This is a genomic window from Desemzia sp. FAM 23990 (assembly GCF_045528485.1).
GTDB lineage: Bacteria > Bacillota > Bacilli > Lactobacillales > Carnobacteriaceae > Desemzia.
The window spans coordinates 99018-113320 of the sequence record NZ_JBGQQW010000005.1 but is presented as its reverse complement, the minus strand read 5'-3'; the positions used below and the strand labels follow the sequence as shown (position 1 = coordinate 113320).

Annotated in this window: 20 protein-coding genes; 3 read left to right on the top strand and 17 right to left on the bottom strand. The window is 38.6% G+C overall.

Features of this window, described 5'->3' with window-relative positions:
- Positions 1 to 160 precede the first annotated feature (160 nt).
- The 3 genes from ACEN4I_RS03350 to ACEN4I_RS03340 all read right to left on the bottom strand — a co-directional run bounded on the left by ACEN4I_RS03350 (position 161) and on the right by ACEN4I_RS03340 (position 1547).
- Positions 161 to 445, bottom strand: coding sequence for a hypothetical protein (locus ACEN4I_RS03350; RefSeq protein ID WP_407127516.1), 285 nt, complete (start codon positions 443 to 445; stop codon positions 161 to 163).
- Positions 446 to 518: 73 nt separating this feature from the next.
- On the bottom strand, positions 519 to 794 hold the full coding sequence (locus ACEN4I_RS03345; RefSeq protein ID WP_407102115.1) for a hypothetical protein: 276 nt from the start codon (positions 792 to 794) through the stop codon (positions 519 to 521).
- Between the two features lie 174 nt (positions 795 to 968).
- Complete coding sequence (locus tag ACEN4I_RS03340) at positions 969 to 1547, bottom strand: alpha/beta hydrolase (RefSeq protein WP_407102114.1); 579 nt, start codon at positions 1545 to 1547, stop codon at positions 969 to 971.
- A gap of 46 nt (positions 1548 to 1593) precedes the next feature.
- Between ACEN4I_RS03340 and ACEN4I_RS03335 the strand changes: the two genes are divergently transcribed.
- The gene (locus ACEN4I_RS03335; RefSeq protein WP_407102113.1) at positions 1594 to 2559 is read left to right on the top strand and encodes a VOC family protein; all 966 of its coding nucleotides are present in this window, start codon (positions 1594 to 1596) and stop codon (positions 2557 to 2559) included.
- 78 nt (positions 2560 to 2637) lie between these two features.
- On the opposite strand, the gene ACEN4I_RS03330 is transcribed toward ACEN4I_RS03335, so the two are convergent.
- The 11 genes from ACEN4I_RS03330 to ACEN4I_RS03280 all read right to left on the bottom strand — a co-directional run bounded on the left by ACEN4I_RS03330 (position 2638) and on the right by ACEN4I_RS03280 (position 9977).
- Positions 2638 to 3351 carry a B3/4 domain-containing protein gene (locus ACEN4I_RS03330; protein WP_407102112.1) on the bottom strand — a complete coding sequence of 238 codons (714 nt, stop codon included), beginning with the start codon at positions 3349 to 3351 and terminating at the stop codon, positions 2638 to 2640.
- Between the two features lie 2 nt (positions 3352 to 3353).
- Positions 3354 to 3884 (bottom strand): GNAT family N-acetyltransferase, encoded by a 531-nt coding sequence (locus ACEN4I_RS03325; RefSeq protein WP_407102111.1) that lies wholly within the window; start codon positions 3882 to 3884, stop codon positions 3354 to 3356.
- Positions 3885 to 3910: 26 nt separating this feature from the next.
- The gene (locus tag ACEN4I_RS03320; RefSeq protein WP_407096583.1) at positions 3911 to 4363 is read right to left on the bottom strand and encodes a MarR family transcriptional regulator; all 453 of its coding nucleotides are present in this window, start codon (positions 4361 to 4363) and stop codon (positions 3911 to 3913) included.
- Between the two features lie 252 nt (positions 4364 to 4615).
- Positions 4616 to 4876 (bottom strand): metal-sensitive transcriptional regulator, encoded by a 261-nt coding sequence (locus ACEN4I_RS03315; protein ID WP_407102110.1) that lies wholly within the window; start codon positions 4874 to 4876, stop codon positions 4616 to 4618.
- Positions 4876 to 5172, bottom strand: coding sequence for a rhodanese-like domain-containing protein (locus ACEN4I_RS03310; protein WP_079650573.1), 297 nt, complete (start codon positions 5170 to 5172; stop codon positions 4876 to 4878). Before ACEN4I_RS03310 ends, ACEN4I_RS03315 begins: the two co-directional genes overlap by 1 nt.
- Positions 5172 to 6824, bottom strand: a complete 1653-nt coding sequence (locus ACEN4I_RS03305; protein WP_407102109.1) for an FAD-dependent oxidoreductase — start codon at positions 6822 to 6824, stop codon at positions 5172 to 5174. Before ACEN4I_RS03305 ends, ACEN4I_RS03310 begins: the two co-directional genes overlap by 1 nt.
- Positions 6824 to 7129 carry a rhodanese-like domain-containing protein gene (locus ACEN4I_RS03300; protein ID WP_407102108.1) on the bottom strand — a complete coding sequence of 102 codons (306 nt, stop codon included), beginning with the start codon at positions 7127 to 7129 and terminating at the stop codon, positions 6824 to 6826. The genes ACEN4I_RS03305 and ACEN4I_RS03300 overlap by 1 nt, the downstream gene beginning before the upstream one ends.
- A 16-nt stretch (positions 7130 to 7145) precedes the next feature.
- Complete coding sequence (trxA, locus tag ACEN4I_RS03295) at positions 7146 to 7466, bottom strand: thioredoxin (RefSeq protein WP_407102107.1); 321 nt, start codon at positions 7464 to 7466, stop codon at positions 7146 to 7148.
- 26 nt (positions 7467 to 7492) lie between these two features.
- Positions 7493 to 7732 carry a membrane protein insertion efficiency factor YidD gene (yidD, locus tag ACEN4I_RS03290; RefSeq protein ID WP_407102106.1) on the bottom strand — a complete coding sequence of 80 codons (240 nt, stop codon included), beginning with the start codon at positions 7730 to 7732 and terminating at the stop codon, positions 7493 to 7495.
- Between the two features lie 159 nt (positions 7733 to 7891).
- A complete protein-coding gene (rpsN, locus tag ACEN4I_RS03285) occupies positions 7892 to 8161 on the bottom strand; it encodes a 30S ribosomal protein S14 (protein ID WP_407096588.1) in 270 nt (89 codons plus the stop codon).
- 220 nt (positions 8162 to 8381) lie between these two features.
- The gene (locus ACEN4I_RS03280; protein ID WP_407096589.1) at positions 8382 to 9977 is read right to left on the bottom strand and encodes a CTP synthase; all 1596 of its coding nucleotides are present in this window, start codon (positions 9975 to 9977) and stop codon (positions 8382 to 8384) included.
- A gap of 301 nt (positions 9978 to 10278) precedes the next feature.
- Here ACEN4I_RS03280 and ACEN4I_RS03275 point away from each other — a divergent pair, with 301 nt between their 5' ends.
- Entirely contained in the window at positions 10279 to 11046 is a 768-nt protein-coding gene (locus tag ACEN4I_RS03275) for a glucose 1-dehydrogenase (RefSeq protein ID WP_407102105.1), read from the top strand.
- 79 nt (positions 11047 to 11125) lie between these two features.
- On the opposite strand, the gene ACEN4I_RS03270 is transcribed toward ACEN4I_RS03275, so the two are convergent.
- Together ACEN4I_RS03270 and ACEN4I_RS03265 are read right to left on the bottom strand one after the other, a co-directional pair.
- Positions 11126 to 11497: an iron chaperone gene (locus ACEN4I_RS03270; protein ID WP_407127515.1), complete on the bottom strand. Its 372-nt coding sequence runs from the start codon at positions 11495 to 11497 to the stop codon at positions 11126 to 11128.
- Positions 11498 to 11565: 68 nt separating this feature from the next.
- Positions 11566 to 12309, bottom strand: a complete 744-nt coding sequence (locus tag ACEN4I_RS03265) for a metalloregulator ArsR/SmtB family transcription factor (protein WP_407102104.1) — start codon at positions 12307 to 12309, stop codon at positions 11566 to 11568.
- A 208-nt stretch (positions 12310 to 12517) separates the two neighbouring features.
- Here ACEN4I_RS03265 and ACEN4I_RS03260 point away from each other — a divergent pair, with 208 nt between their 5' ends.
- Complete coding sequence (locus tag ACEN4I_RS03260) at positions 12518 to 12949, top strand: VOC family protein (RefSeq protein ID WP_079650724.1); 432 nt, start codon at positions 12518 to 12520, stop codon at positions 12947 to 12949.
- Between the two features lie 224 nt (positions 12950 to 13173).
- On the opposite strand, the gene ACEN4I_RS03255 is transcribed toward ACEN4I_RS03260, so the two are convergent.
- Positions 13174 to 14118 carry a 2-keto-3-deoxygluconate permease gene (locus ACEN4I_RS03255; RefSeq protein WP_407127513.1) on the bottom strand — a complete coding sequence of 315 codons (945 nt, stop codon included), beginning with the start codon at positions 14116 to 14118 and terminating at the stop codon, positions 13174 to 13176.
- Between the last annotated feature and the right edge of the window lie 185 nt (positions 14119 to 14303).

Below are 14303 nucleotides of genomic sequence, written 5' to 3'. Positions count from 1 at the left end.
CTTGGTAAATTTCTACCGTCAGTTCATTTCCAGCTACATTGTATACGGCAAAGTTTTGGATCGTAGAATCACGATTATTGGAATGTGAATTTGCGAAAACAACATCTTTTTGCGGTTGAGTTCCGTAAGCAAATAAATTGTTGTAGTAGTCTAGATTTTCTTAAGTCATCCACTCTAAATTCGGTCTTACTTCATGGATATGCTCCAATGATTTGCCATAAAGCTCGTCATACGCTTTTGTTCCGCCTGTATTTGGCAAAACAAATACTGTTCCTGAAAGATTTCTGTAATATTCAACATTGCTTTCATTTAATACAACTTCCGCTTGATCCACAGTCGCATTGGAGAAGTTTTCTTCTGTCGGCACAAAATTCAGTGATTTCGTTCTGGAAACTACATGGTCATGGCCTTGCAACGCTAAATCCACATCTAATTCGTCAATCATTTGCATAAATTCTTCTCTGACTTTTTGAACATCTTCATCTTGCAGTGAGTGATACGATTTAGAATACAAAGGCTTATGATATGTTAAAGCCTATTTGTGTTTGAGGATTTCCATTAAGTGTCGTAATGATACGATTGGGTACATTATTGGTTTCAACTTCAGCTACTTCAGGTTTACTATCCAGCAGTTCACCGTTCGTATTGGTTGACTCTGTCACAGCAGATGAAGAGGATTCCGCTGAATCTGCCGATGAAGTGGCTTCACATCCAAATAAGACCATTGGTACCAGCATCATCATGGTTGCAATTTTTGAAGATGAATATTTCTTATACTTTTTAAGTATAGACATTATTTCCCTCCCAAAAATAGATTCTTTGCAGCTCTGCAACGAACTACCGTACATCTCTACTCTATACAACCAATGTATATTTTTCGCAAAAATGAACTGAAGTTTGAGTAAACCGGGTAAAAGGTTTGAAAATACAAAAAAACTTCTCTTAAACCGCAGAAGTTTTTTGTGTATTTATTCTTTTTTCAGATACTCTGCTGCAGCACGGACTTCAATAGGCGTTACTTCATGCCCACTATCCAACATTTTCAGCTCCGTTGACGGAAATTGTTCAGTCAACTGTTTCGCTAATTTCATCACATCTCCAGGTACAGACAAGGGATCATTTGCGCCAACCGTTAGAAAAATACGGCAGTTTGAGCCCTTTTCAAAAGTGTATTCTAAATTCGATGGGTGTAATAAGACAATGTTTTCCGCAATGTCCGGACGTTTTTCTAGCAACCCTAAAACAAAGTTGGCTCCATTTGAATAGCCGATAAAAGTAATTTTAGCATCAGTCGGTTTTACTGTATCCCAAAGCGTTAAAAAAGCAGCGACTTTTTTGTTGAAATCATCGCGTTGCAGTTGTCTATTGACTAGAGGTTTGAAAAATCTTCTAGTTTCTCCAGCCCCTTCTTCACCAAGAAAACTGATGACAGAAGCATTGGGATCGATATCTCCAGTGACAGTTAATAAACTGTATTCATTTCCTCCAGTTCCATGAAACAACACAAAAAATTCATTTGCTGAAGCGGGTATGTTAATATATTCCATAAGAAGTTCTCTCCAATCATTCATTTAAAGGATGTGCTAAATTACCATGATGAATCATTCTACTATCCATCATGTTTCGGTTATAAACAGAGACATTGAGAAATCCTTCCAATTTTATCATAAACTACTTGGATTAGATTTGCTATTAAAAACAGTAAACCAAGATGATATAGAAATGTACCATTTATTTTTTGCGGATACTACAGGCAGACCAGGTACCGAATTCACGATTTTCCAAATGACCAGCGGTGCGGATAAAGCATTCGGCACTAATTCAATCGAACGAACTGTTTTTGCAGTTCCTTCTGTTGAGGCTCTTTACTTTTGGGAAAAGCGCTTGAATGACTATGGTTTATTCAATTGCGAAATTGAAGATTACAACGACTCTAAGATCCTGCGTTTTGAAGATTATGATGGCGTGCAATTAGGTCTGGTACCTCTAAAAGGGTCTGGTTCTCCGAGTGATTATTTTGGTAGAGAGACAGCTGATATCTCCCTTGAAAATGCCATCGTCGGAATCGATTCGATTCATTTGAGAGTGCGTTATTCTTTGGCAACAACAACTATTCTAGAACAATTCTTTCATCTATCTGTCACGAAGCACCTGATGCAAGGTGATTTACCAGTAACCGTGTTATCAAAAGCAGATAGCTTCTTGAACCAAGAAATCCACGTGATAGAAGATAAACAGAATCCTTTGGAAATTCTTGGGATCGGAGGAGCTCATCATGTCGCTTTATCCGTGAAAAACAAAGACGCTTTGCAAGCAGTCGAAACATTAGTAGCCGACAAGAACTTTATCAATTCTGGGATCAAGAATCGTGAATTTTTCTATTCACTTTACTTTAGAGAACCCAATAATCTCTTGATTGAAGTAGCTACTGAAGAAGACGCTTTGGATAAAAGCGCCCCTGAATCTTATGATGATGCGGAATTTGACGATGTACCGTTAACCCTTCCCGACTTTTTAGAGCCGCGGAGAGCATTTATTGAGCACAATTTGTTCAAATAAAATCAATTTAGGCAAAATAAAGAAGCTTTGTTTAAAACAAGGCTTCTTTATTTTGTCTATCTGTTCAATGGAAATCATTCAGTAGATCGAAACTGAAGGATTTTCTCTCGTTAAAGTTAAAACGCGGCTTTCAATTTTAAAATAAGTATCCACCAGATCTTTTAAATCAGCAATAGCTTCATTTGCGCGCTGAACTTGGACAGAATTAATAGCCTCCATCACCAGTATCGCATCAGTTGTATGTTCTGTCAGCATTGTCCGTTGAGCTTCTCTCCAATTAAAACACCGGCAAATAGCCCCTGCATCATCGTAATAGATGATTTCTTCGGGCAATGCGGGTGAATCTGCTTCAGCTCCTAAAGGTCGGAACCCTTCTCCGCCTTGGGCTTTTCCAAGATGCAGGTTGCCTTGGATAGAATGCACATCTTCTCCACCACAAGGCAGTCCATAAGTTAGCGAGATACTATTGTAACTATCCACTAATGGATTAATCGGAGTAAAATCTCTATCTTGGCTTACCCTTTTTAACAAAGCTTCGATCGAAGAACGAGCTCCTTTTTTCGTTTTAAACTGACTAAATGCTTTTCGCCATTCAGCTACTACTGGATTGAGGCTAAACGTCTCTTCAGTCAGGTATTTCTGAGCTTCTTTTTTACCATTTTTTAGCAGCTCAGTAAAATAAGCTCGACTTTCTTCACTGTTCTGATTATGGACATTTTTTACCGTCAACACCTTGATTTGAGCATCTGGAAACAATGCCCAAAAATCAGATTCTACTGTTATTTTTTTCATCGTTATCCCTCCACTCTATAGATCCTTTTGGTCATAATATAGTCTACTTGCTCATCGTTCCCCATGAAAAATGAGTGCGCACCCGTTTGAACAAATCCAAGGTTTTGATAAAACGCTATCGCTCCAAGATTTTCCTCCCATACTCCCAGCCAGATAGTTGTCTTTTGATATTCTTCTGCTAGTTCGAGAGCTTTATAAATCAGTTTTTTACCTAATCCTTTTCTCTTAAAGTTGGATTTAATGTAAATTCGTTCGACTTCTAAAGCATTTTCTTGTATGGTTTCAGTTTGCGCTTGGCCTGTGTTGATTTTTAAGTAACCCGCAAGTTCTGTTCCATCGTATAAGAAGTAGAACTCTGAACGTGGATTTTCTAATTCTCTTTTTAATTGATCGCTATTGTAAGCTTTGTTTAAATAATCCTGCAGATTTTGAGCTTCGTTCTGATCCAGAAAGGTATCGCTAAACGTTTCGATACTAATCTTTTGTAACTCTGCTAAATCCTCTAGTGTACATCGCTTGATTTCATCAGTCATCTCTCGTGTCCTTTCATATCTCTATTTTAATACTGTCTCTTATGTCCCTTTTTCACAGAGTCCCAATCGGTTTCTACATTCTTTCGAACTCTTTCCAAAAGAAACGAGATAGTTTCAGATTCTTCTTTTGAGAATCCCTTTAAAGCAACCTTGTTTGAGTAGCTGTTTTCTTTAAGAATTATAGTCGCAGTTTCTTTCCCTTTTTTAGTGGGGTAGAGCTTTTTGATTTTTTTGTTCTCAAGGTCTGGCATTTTTTCGATGAACCCATTGTCTTCTAGTTTTTTAACGGCTCTTGCTGCTGTTGTTCGGTCTACTTTGATCATTTCAGCCATTTTTTCTTGAATGATACCTGGATTTTCAACAATTCGCACTAGATACAAATATTGACCACGCGTCAAATCGTATTCTTTAAACTCAATATTCGCAATTGAATCCAATGCTCTGGCGATCACTCCGATATCCCTTAAAATTTCCGTCATATTTCTATCTCCTAAATTTTTCGTCTTCTGTTTTTATCTTAACCTTGTTTTGTTGTATTTGCAACAAAAAAATAATGATGCCGTATTTTATCCAATATTTTTATTCAAAAAAAAGACTCGGCTTCTCAAATGAGAAGCCAAGTCTTTATTCTAGTTTATTTTCCACTTATCAAGAACCAGCAACACCTAGTTTAAATAAAGCTTTATTGCCGCACCGGATTTTGTAGATTCCTATAAATGAGTGGTTTCGGCTTATCTGCTCTTCATCAATAACTGAATCGCTTGTTGGATACTTTCTTCACCTGTATGGCCATCTTTGATATTCACTTGAACACATTCTACTAAGTTTTCTGCTACGATCAGACTGATGGCGCGGTCAATACTCGAACGGACAGCAGACAATTGGGTCACGATATCTGCACAATCCTTTTCTTCTTCAATCATTTTTAACACTCCATGCAATTGACCATCGGAGCGTTTTAAACGATTGACAATTTTTGCATCGTATTCCATTACACTCTTTCTCCTCTCCAAGCAGAAATTCCTCCCATTACGTTTGTAACTTTGTAGCCTTCTTTAGCTAATTGTTGGCAAGCCATGGAAGAACGCGCTCCTGAGTGACACATTACATAATACTCTTGATTTCTATCTAATGTTTCTTTTGCAGTTGATAGATTGCTTAAAGGAACATGGACAGCTCCATCTAAATGTCCATTTTCCCATTCGTCCATTTCTCTCACATCTACTACAGGAAGGTTCTCTTTTTTCCATTTTTGTTCAAATTCCGGCATTGATATTGAATTATACATTAGTTTACCACCTTTTCTGGTCTAACTGTAGAGTAAAGCGCGAACGCTCCATCTAAATTTTTCACTTTATAGCCGTTTTGCTTTAATATGCGCTCCGCAAGATAACTGCGCAACCCGCTGTGACAACTCACAATAATCGGCTGGTTTTTAGGAACTTCTGACAGTCGTTCTCTTAAACTATCTAAAGGAATATTAACCGATCCTTTTAAGCGGCCATTCTTTTCAAGCTCACTTTCATTTCGAACATCCAACAACAAATACCCTTCTTGTTGTTTGTCTTCTAATTCATGCCATTGTACAGAATCGCTTAACCCTTCCATCAGGTTCAATGCAGCGTATCCCGCCATGTTCACGGGATCTTTTGCTGAACCAAAAGGAGGTGCATACGTAAATTCTAATTCCGGCAAATCTTCGACAGTCATTCCTGCTTTGATAGCCGTTGCCAAGATATCAATCCGTTTGTCTACCCCGTCTTCTCCAACAGCTTGGGCGCCAAAAATCTTTCCGGTAGTAGGGTGAAACAACAATTTCAATACAATTGTTCCCGCATTTGGGTAATAACCGGCATGGCTTTTTCCTTGGATATGCACTACTTCATAGGTTTCATCGTTCATTTGCAATTGTCTTTCATTCAGACCTGTTGAAGCTGCTGCCAAATGAAACACTCGAACGATGGCTGTTCCAATACTGCCTTTATTTTTCCGTTCCAAGTCGCTGATCACATCCGCCACTTGTCTACCTTGGCGATTTGCCGGAGAAGCTAGCGCAATCATCGTATCTTCGCCATTGATTTGTTGTCTGACCACAATAGCATCTCCAACAGCGTAAATGTCTTTTAAATTCGTTTCATAGTGTTCATTGACAACTATCCCGCCACGTACTCCAGTTTCAATACCAGCTGCTACAGCAAGTGTCGTTTCTGGTTTGACACCTACAGACATGAGCGTAAGATCACTTTCTAATCGCTCTCCGTTTTCCAGCACAATTACTTTACCAGCTTCTTCAAATGATTCAGCTGCCAGTCCTGTATACAGCTTGATGCCATTCGCTTCTAATTCTTTAGTAATATAAGCTGCCATTTCTTCATCAAATGGCGGCAATACTTGTGGAGCCTTTTCAACAATGATGACTTCTAATCCCCGGTGTGCCAAACTTTCAGCCATTTCCAAACCGATAAATCCAGCTCCAATCACTACCGCTTTTTTAGGTTGATGAGCATCTATAAATTCAGTAATAGCGTCCACATCCGGTACTGAACGCAATGTGAAGATATTTTGGGCTTCTTCTAGTCCTTCAGCTGGTGGTACAAACGGTTTAGCTCCAGGAGAAAGAATCAATTTATCATAGGATAATGCATATTCAGCTTCTCCTGATTGAACAGTGACCTCTTTTTGTTCTGAATCTATTGCGATTGCTTCGCTGTTAGGACGGACATCCAGTTCAAAACGCGCCTGCAGAGCTTCTGGCGTTTGGACCAGCAAGTCGCTTCGGTTTTCGATTTCACCAGCAACGTAATATGGCAACCCACAGTTAGCAAAGGATACATAAGGTCCTTTTTCCAACACAATGATTTCTGCCGTTTCATTCAAGCGTCTTAACCGAGTAGCTGCAGACATTCCTCCTGCTACTCCTCCAATAATCACGACTCTCACTAGCTTTTGCCTCCTCTTTTAGCTCCAGTCCACGACATCATTCCTCCGCGAACATTGACTACATCATGCCCTTGTTTCAATAATACTTTTGCAGCTCTTTTACTGCGCATACCTGATTGACAGATGACATATGTTTTTCCTTTTGGAGTATAGCGATCTACTTTTCCTAATGGGACGTTTTTCGCTCCCGGGATATGTCCAGCCCGAAACTCACTTGGTTCACGTACATCAATAATCTGTGGTTTCTCAGATAATTGATGTTCTAATTCGTTAGTCGAAATGGTAGGTGTTCTTTTGAAAAACATAGTTCTCCTCCTTTGATTAATTGGCTGCTATTTTTTCTGACAAATATTCTTTTAACACTTCTTTTGGTTGATAGCCGACGATTTTTTCAATCGGCTGGCCATCTTGATATAACACCATTGTAGGAATACTCATGATTCCCAATTGGCTGGCCACTTCATTGTTTTCATCAATATTCAATTTAGCAATTTTGATGTTTGGTGTAAATTCTTCTTCCAGTTCTTCTAAAACTGGTCCCAGCATTTTACACGGTCCACACCAAGGAGCCCAAAAATCAACTAACGTAATGCCTTTCTTCACTTCTGATGCCAAACTTGTATCGGTTACTTTTACAGTCATATCATTCTTTCCTCTCTATGTGTGTTTTAGTGATGGTTTCTTTTTAATGAAAAATGATTTGGAACAGGATCATGCCCGCCTTTTACAAAAGGATGGCACCGCAAAATACGCGATGCTCCCATCAAAGTTCCTTTAGCTGCTCCATGTTTTTCTATCGCTTCAACAGCATAATGAGAACAAGTTGGATAGTAACGGCAGCTTGGTGCAAATAAAGGTGAAATCCCCTTTTGATATCCTTTTATGCTTTTTATAAGAAGTTTTTTCATTTTTATACCCCCGCCCGTATTACAAATTATACCCCTGGCGGTATAATTTGTAAAGTAAGATAGTTAATTATTTTTTGTTCAAATCTCTTCGTAAGGAAAACAAAAATACTCCCCCTTTAAGAAAAAATCTAAAGGAGGAGTATTTTAATAGAGTTTTTTTTACCAGCTGGCTTTTTTAACGCCAGGAATTTTACCATCATGAGCTAAATCTCTAAAAGTAATTCTGGATACGCCGAATTTACGCATGTAGCCTCTTGGTCGACCATCTACTGCATCACGGTTCTTTAAGCGTGTTGGTGAAGCATCACGTGGTAATTTTTGTAATCCAGCGTAGTCGCCGGCAGCTTTTAATTCTTTGCGCAACTCTGCATATTTTTCAACTGTTGCTTGTTGTCGTTTGCTTTTTGCAATTTTACTTTTCTTTGCCATTATTTTATCCTCTTTTCTTGTGTTAAATCGTAATTGTTTCGTTCCATCAGTTTATCCACTTACTTTATCATAGTAAATAAATTTCGTCAATACGCAATGTGCAGTTCAACCAAAATAAAGCCAATCTCCTATTCTCATGAGAGAATGACTTTATTTTTAATGATTGATTTTAGAAATCCTAGCAACTTTACTTAATGGAACTTTCACATATTACAGCTTTTTATTTTTTTACGGCAGCTCTAAGCAATCCTGCAAACAACGGATGCGGTGCGTTTGGCCGTGAAAGAAACTCAGGATGGTATTGGCTGGCAATAAAATAAGGATGATCTTTCAATTCTATCACTTCGACCAAGCGTTTATCAGGTGATAATCCTGAAAAGACTATGCCATGTTTCTCTAAACTTTCGCGATAAGCATTATTGAATTCATAGCGGTGACGGTGACGTTCATCAATAGATTCTTTTTGATACAACGAACGTGCCAAAGAGTCTTCTTCAAGCTCACATGGATACAATCCCAATCGCTGCGTACCGCCTAAATCTCCCAGCTCATCTTGGTCAGCCATTAAACTGATTATTGGATGTTTAGTTTCTGGATGTGTTTCCGTAGAATCAGCCTCTTTCAAGCCAACCACGTTCCGTGCAAATTCAATACACGCCAGTTGCATTCCCAAACAAATACCTAAAAATGGCACTTTATTTTCCCGTGCATATTGGATAGCAAACATTTTACCGTCCAATCCGCGACTCCCAAATCCGCCCGGAACCAGTATCCCGTCAGCATCTTTCAAAATATCAGCCACATTTTCCGCAGTAACCTCTTCCGAATTGATCCAGTCAATGTCTACTTTCCGATTCACTTGGTAACCAGCATGTTTCAAGGCTTCAACGACTGACAGATAAGCATCTGGCAGTGCGACATATTTTCCGACCAAGGCGATCCGGACTGTTTTTTGAAGCTGTTGGGTCTTAGTGACCAGCTCTTTCCAACTTGTCATATCGGGTTGTGGAGCTTGGATATTCAATTTGTCCAAAATGATGTCGTCCATTTTTTGTTCTTTTAACAATAGAGGGATTTCATAGATTGACGTTACATCTTGGTTTTCGATAATGGCTTCTTTTTCCACATCACAAAAGTTGGCGAGTTTAGTTTTTACGGAGTCAGGTAATTCGGTCTCTGTTCGAACCACTAACAGGTTTGGTTGGATTCCTAAGCTGCGCAGTTCTTTCACACTGTGTTGAGTAGGCTTTGTTTTCAATTCTTCAGCAGCTTTCAAATAAGGGACCAGTGTTACATGGATATAAAGAACATTCTCACTTCCGGCATCTTTTCTCATTTGACGTAACGCTTCTAAAAATGGAAGAGATTCAATATCTCCTACTGTTCCGCCGACCTCAGTAATCACGATATCTGAATCAGTGGATTCACCGGCGCGGACGATTTTGTTTTTGATTTCATTGGTGATGTGAGGAATCACTTGGACTGTTGCGCCCAAATAGTCCCCTTTGCGCTCCTTTTGGATAACATTGGAATAAATTTTACCTGTCGTCAAATTGGAGTATTGGTTCAAGCGAATGTCAATAAACCGCTCATAATGCCCTAGATCCAAATCTGTTTCCGTACCGTCATCCGTCACAAAAACTTCTCCATGTTGATAAGGACTCATTGTTCCAGGATCTACATTGATATACGGATCAAATTTTTGGATCGTCACCTTTAATCCGCGCTCTTTTAATAATTTTCCTAGCGATGCTGCTACAATACCTTTCCCGATTGAAGACACTACGCCTCCTGTAACAAATAAATATTTTGTCATGATAAATCCCCCTATTTCGATGTCGAGGGCAATAAAACAAAAAAATCCCCATTCCTTTCAGAACGGGGGGATTTGTTTATTTTATTGTGCTCACCTGTTTATTGGGAGCCCTTTTAAATATTACTTTTTTTCACCCTTCACGTCAACAAAAAAATTATTATTTTCCATTTGAGCATACTCACTTAGCTTTAATAGCAGTAAAATAGGATAAAGTCACAAAAAAATCATAGTAATAAAATCTAAATAGCGGTATACTACTTCGCGAAAAGAAAACGATTTACATAGCTGAGGAGGATATATAATGGGAAAACTTGAAGGGAAAGTCGCACTAGTTACCGGAGTTGCATCTGGAATGGGAAAATCGATTGCAGAATTGTATGCTGGAGAAGGTGCAAAAGTTGTCTTGACCGACTTTAACTTTGAAGAATTAGAATCTGTCACTAAAGACATTGTTTCTAACGGTGGCGATGCAATTGCTGTTCGAGCAGACATGTCTGAAGCAACTGATATTGAAAATATGATTGATACAGCTATCACAGAATACGGAACGTTGGATATCTTAGTCAACAACGCTGGAATTATGGATGGATTTGAATCAGTAGGCGAAATTACGGATGAAAAATGGGATCGTATCTTCGATGTAAATACTAAAGGTGTCATGCGCTCTATGCGTAAATCAATCAATTACTGGTTGGAAAATGATAAACAAGGAAATATCATCAACGTCATTTCTACAGGCGGGTTGAACGGTGCTCATGCTGGCGTAGCTTATGGGGCTTCAAAACATGCTGTTGTAGCGTTAACCAAAAATTCAGCTTACATGTATGCACAAAGCAACATCCGCGTGAACGGTATCGCACCAGGTGCTGTAGCTACTAATATTGGAAACAGTATGACGAATGTCAGTGAATTTGGTGCAGCAAGAACTAAAGTTGTTCAAGGTGTCATTCCTAGCGTCGGAAAACCGGAAGATATTGAAGCCGTAGCACTTTTCTTGGGTACTGAAGAATCTAAATTTGTAAATGGTACGATTATTACAGCAGATGGCGGCTGGACAGCTGCGTTTTAATTTGAATTTACTATTAACTTAATAAATCAGCCCTCTATATAACCATTTATTTTGGTAGCTAGAGGGCTATTTTTTTGTACTATCGCCAAAATTTAGTATAGTTCGCCTTATCCATCATATTGAACTCAATCATCTTCTCCAGTAATGAGTAATCCATTGGCTTGTTCCATGGGATACGCACTATTCCTTTTGTATAGTCATAGCCGGCTTGCTTGATGGCTTCCTCGCAGTGGGTGATTCCTGCATTTTCAGGAGACACTGCCAAATGTTGCTTGGACACACTAAAGCCGATAATAAACGTACCATGATCCGTAAACATCGGTTGATTCCACTTGATGACAGTCGCTAATTGTGGATACTGCTCGGATACCCGCTGCAGTATTTCTTGTGTGCGTTCCCGGTGATCTGGATGATCGATTCCCGTTAAAAATTCTTCAAACTTTTCCATCATTTTCCCTCCAAATGAGAAAAACAGAAGTCTTTCCGGTTTAAGAAAAAATCTTCTGTTTTTGAGTCAAGTTATTTTGTTGATTCCAATAGCACTGTTAATTTCTTGCCGAATTCCATCCAGCTGTATTTAGCCCCTTCGATAGCCCCTTTAGCAGCTTTTGTTTCTTCACTGAAGCCCGTTTGTTCAAAGTGAAGAGCTGTTCCTTCCTCATTCGCTGTCAATGTCCATGTAACAGTGGTTGTTTCGCCAGCACTTGCCCAAGTATAAGATAATTTATGAGGCTCGTTTACTTCAATAACTTCTCCATTTACAATGCCATCCCAATACTCATTCGGTTCTGAACGAAATTGAAACTCTTGTCCTTCAACAGGTTTAAAATTATTGTCCCAGATCCATTGGGCAAGCATATCCGAATTGGTTAAGGCGCTCCAGACTACTTCGATTGGACTAGTTAATTGAAAATCTAACGTTACATCTGCTGTCATTTTTTGTTCCTCCAATAATTGATTTAATTTACTGATTCTTTCTTTCCAAAAATCTTCGTAGAAAGATACCCAATCTTTAATTTCTTTTAAGGGTGAAGCATTTAACCGATACCTAGTTTCTCTACCTACTTTTCTGCTAGTAACCAGATCAGCTTCTTTTAGAATATTCAAATGTTTAGAAATAGCTGTGCGTCCTATCTCAAATTGAGCCGTTAAGTCGTAAAGCGGCAACTCATCAGCATCTGCCAAGATGCGAAGCAACTTCCGTCTGTTAGCATCAGAAACAGCTTCAAAGACACTTCTCTCTGCAGCTTTTTCGGTCAACATCATCCTCTCCTCACTACGTCTATCATTATACGACACTAAAAGGTGTCCTTTTCAATAACTATCATACGTCACACTGGATACTCTGTCAAATTCGAACTACCGGCTTTTTTAGTCTGTGGATTTTTAGAACAACTCTCTTCTCGAAGTATGATTAGCAACTCTTAGGGGGCTTCTGTTATACTAAAAATAAAAAGCGAGGATGAATACAATGGAAGCTGTTGAATTTGATTTTGTGGTGAAAGATAGTCTCAAGGCGATTGAATTATATGAAAAGATTTTTGCGGTTGAGCGTGTAGAAGTAACGGATTTTAAGACAGGTTCTAACGAGGCAGTTTTCACTATTTTTGGCACTCGTTTCCACATGCTGGATGAAAATCCTGAATACCAATTGGTGGCCCCTAAAGAAGGCGCGCCACAATCGTTTTGGTTCAATGTTATGGTCAACGATATTAATGAAACCTACCATAAAGCGATTGAACAAGGTTGTACAGAAATTCAAGGTGTCACTAAAATGGAAAACATGGGCATATCTAACGGAATTTTTTTAGATCCATTCGGTTATGTCTGGATGTTGCACGAAATCCATGAAGAAGTTAGTTTTGAAAAACGTATAGAGATCTTAAGCGAAGATTTTGAATAGACTGTAAGCTCTTCAATATTTGAGTCACAACTAACTGATAAAATTTTATGCATAGAGCACAAGACATAAATCTTTGTGACCACTGAATACAAATAGAACTTCTCTGCTGAGGAAAAGCTCCTCAACAGGGAAGTTCTATTTGTAGGCATGTGATCAAACTCTTGAAACGCATTTAACAGTATTTATTCTATAACTTTTTAATTGTTTCAACCTATTATTTATCTCTATACAGCTCTAAAAAATGATAAATTTTTCTTAAGATGTACTTTTTGATAGATTTTTTTAGTGATTACCGGTGTCACAATGACCATCACAATTGAGGCGGTCAAGACTTGTGCAGATGCGTCTGATACATAGGCATCTAAGCCTGGATTTGCGGCAGCTATAACCACTGGGAATGCAGCAGACACACCTGCTACAGCATTCATAGACATAGCAGAAACCCCATCACTTTTTGCAAGTGTTTTATCCGCTATTACTAACAGACTCATCAAAATGTAAAATACAACCACCAGTAAGATTCCAGATAAACCAGCTTGAAACGCATCAATCAAATTCATCCCTTGACCGGTTTTCCATCCAAGAAACGGTATTAAAATACTTGTCCCACTACCAAAAAAGACTCTAGAATCATGATCAAGATTCCCTAAAATAATTCCCAGTAGTAACGGAATCAGTGTGGAGATGATCGGCATCCAACTTACTGTTCCTCCTCCAGAAACGGCGTAAACAAGTAAAGGCAGTGCAGGGATAGCAAATAAACTAACTACCCCAAAAGCACCTCTGTCCACCTCATCACCATAGTCACTAACCAGTGAAAGATAGAGGGCTGGATTTATACTGCTCAAAGCCACAACAAAAGCTAAAGCACTAATTCCAAATATTCCTTCTTGTCCAAAGAAGTTCATATAAAGTAAACCCGCTGCAATCGTTAGGATTATTTTTACTAATAAGACAACTCCATGATGTTTTAGAAGTTTTGAAACACTCTTAATATCTATCCCAACTCCCGAACAAAAAGTGATCATCCCAATAATAAAGTTGATACTGCTTCCCCCAAGGAAATCTTGCGTAATACCGCCTATATTGAATAAGTTCGGCCAAAAAGTATAGATAAACGCGCTAACCAGCATGGGAATAAGAAATGTCCCTGCTGGTACTTTTTTCATGAGCTTCATCATTATACTCACCTTTCTTGTTTGTTTTAGTCTTATTATATAGAACTGCTTTCAATTGTCCCAATATTACTGCTTTGTTAAAGAGGTTTACTGTTTATATTTCGCAATCCGTCATATAAATATACTAATTCTCTATCCCCTGAAACATTGAAATCTAGATGACAGATTAAAAGGTG

Coding starts and splice junctions, on each gene's coding strand:
- ACEN4I_RS03350 (WP_407127516.1), bottom strand. CDS start 445: ATGATTGACGAATTAGATGTGGATTTAGCGTTGCAAGGCCATGACCAT.
- ACEN4I_RS03345 (WP_407102115.1), bottom strand. CDS start 794: ATGTCTATACTTAAAAAGTATAAGAAATATTCATCTTCAAAAATTGCA.
- ACEN4I_RS03340 (WP_407102114.1), bottom strand. CDS start 1,547: ATGGAATATATTAACATACCCGCTTCAGCAAATGAATTTTTTGTGTTG.
- ACEN4I_RS03335 (WP_407102113.1), top strand. CDS start 1,594: ATGATGAATCATTCTACTATCCATCATGTTTCGGTTATAAACAGAGAC.
- ACEN4I_RS03330 (WP_407102112.1), bottom strand. CDS start 3,351: ATGAAAAAAATAACAGTAGAATCTGATTTTTGGGCATTGTTTCCAGAT.
- ACEN4I_RS03325 (WP_407102111.1), bottom strand. CDS start 3,884: ATGACTGATGAAATCAAGCGATGTACACTAGAGGATTTAGCAGAGTTA.
- ACEN4I_RS03320 (WP_407096583.1), bottom strand. CDS start 4,363: ATGACGGAAATTTTAAGGGATATCGGAGTGATCGCCAGAGCATTGGAT.
- ACEN4I_RS03315 (WP_407102110.1), bottom strand. CDS start 4,876: ATGGAATACGATGCAAAAATTGTCAATCGTTTAAAACGCTCCGATGGT.
- ACEN4I_RS03310 (WP_079650573.1), bottom strand. CDS start 5,172: ATGTATAATTCAATATCAATGCCGGAATTTGAACAAAAATGGAAAAAA.
- ACEN4I_RS03300 (WP_407102108.1), bottom strand. CDS start 7,129: ATGTTTTTCAAAAGAACACCTACCATTTCGACTAACGAATTAGAACAT.
- trxA (WP_407102107.1), bottom strand. CDS start 7,466: ATGACTGTAAAAGTAACCGATACAAGTTTGGCATCAGAAGTGAAGAAA.
- yidD (WP_407102106.1), bottom strand. CDS start 7,732: ATGAAAAAACTTCTTATAAAAAGCATAAAAGGATATCAAAAGGGGATT.
- rpsN (WP_407096588.1), bottom strand. CDS start 8,161: ATGGCAAAGAAAAGTAAAATTGCAAAAAGCAAACGACAACAAGCAACA.
- ACEN4I_RS03280 (WP_407096589.1), bottom strand. CDS start 9,977: ATGACAAAATATTTATTTGTTACAGGAGGCGTAGTGTCTTCAATCGGG.
- ACEN4I_RS03275 (WP_407102105.1), top strand. CDS start 10,279: ATGGGAAAACTTGAAGGGAAAGTCGCACTAGTTACCGGAGTTGCATCT.
- ACEN4I_RS03270 (WP_407127515.1), bottom strand. CDS start 11,497: ATGATGGAAAAGTTTGAAGAATTTTTAACGGGAATCGATCATCCAGAT.
- ACEN4I_RS03265 (WP_407102104.1), bottom strand. CDS start 12,309: ATGTTGACCGAAAAAGCTGCAGAGAGAAGTGTCTTTGAAGCTGTTTCT.
- ACEN4I_RS03260 (WP_079650724.1), top strand. CDS start 12,518: ATGGAAGCTGTTGAATTTGATTTTGTGGTGAAAGATAGTCTCAAGGCG.
- ACEN4I_RS03255 (WP_407127513.1), bottom strand. CDS start 14,118: ATGAAAAAAGTACCAGCAGGGACATTTCTTATTCCCATGCTGGTTAGC.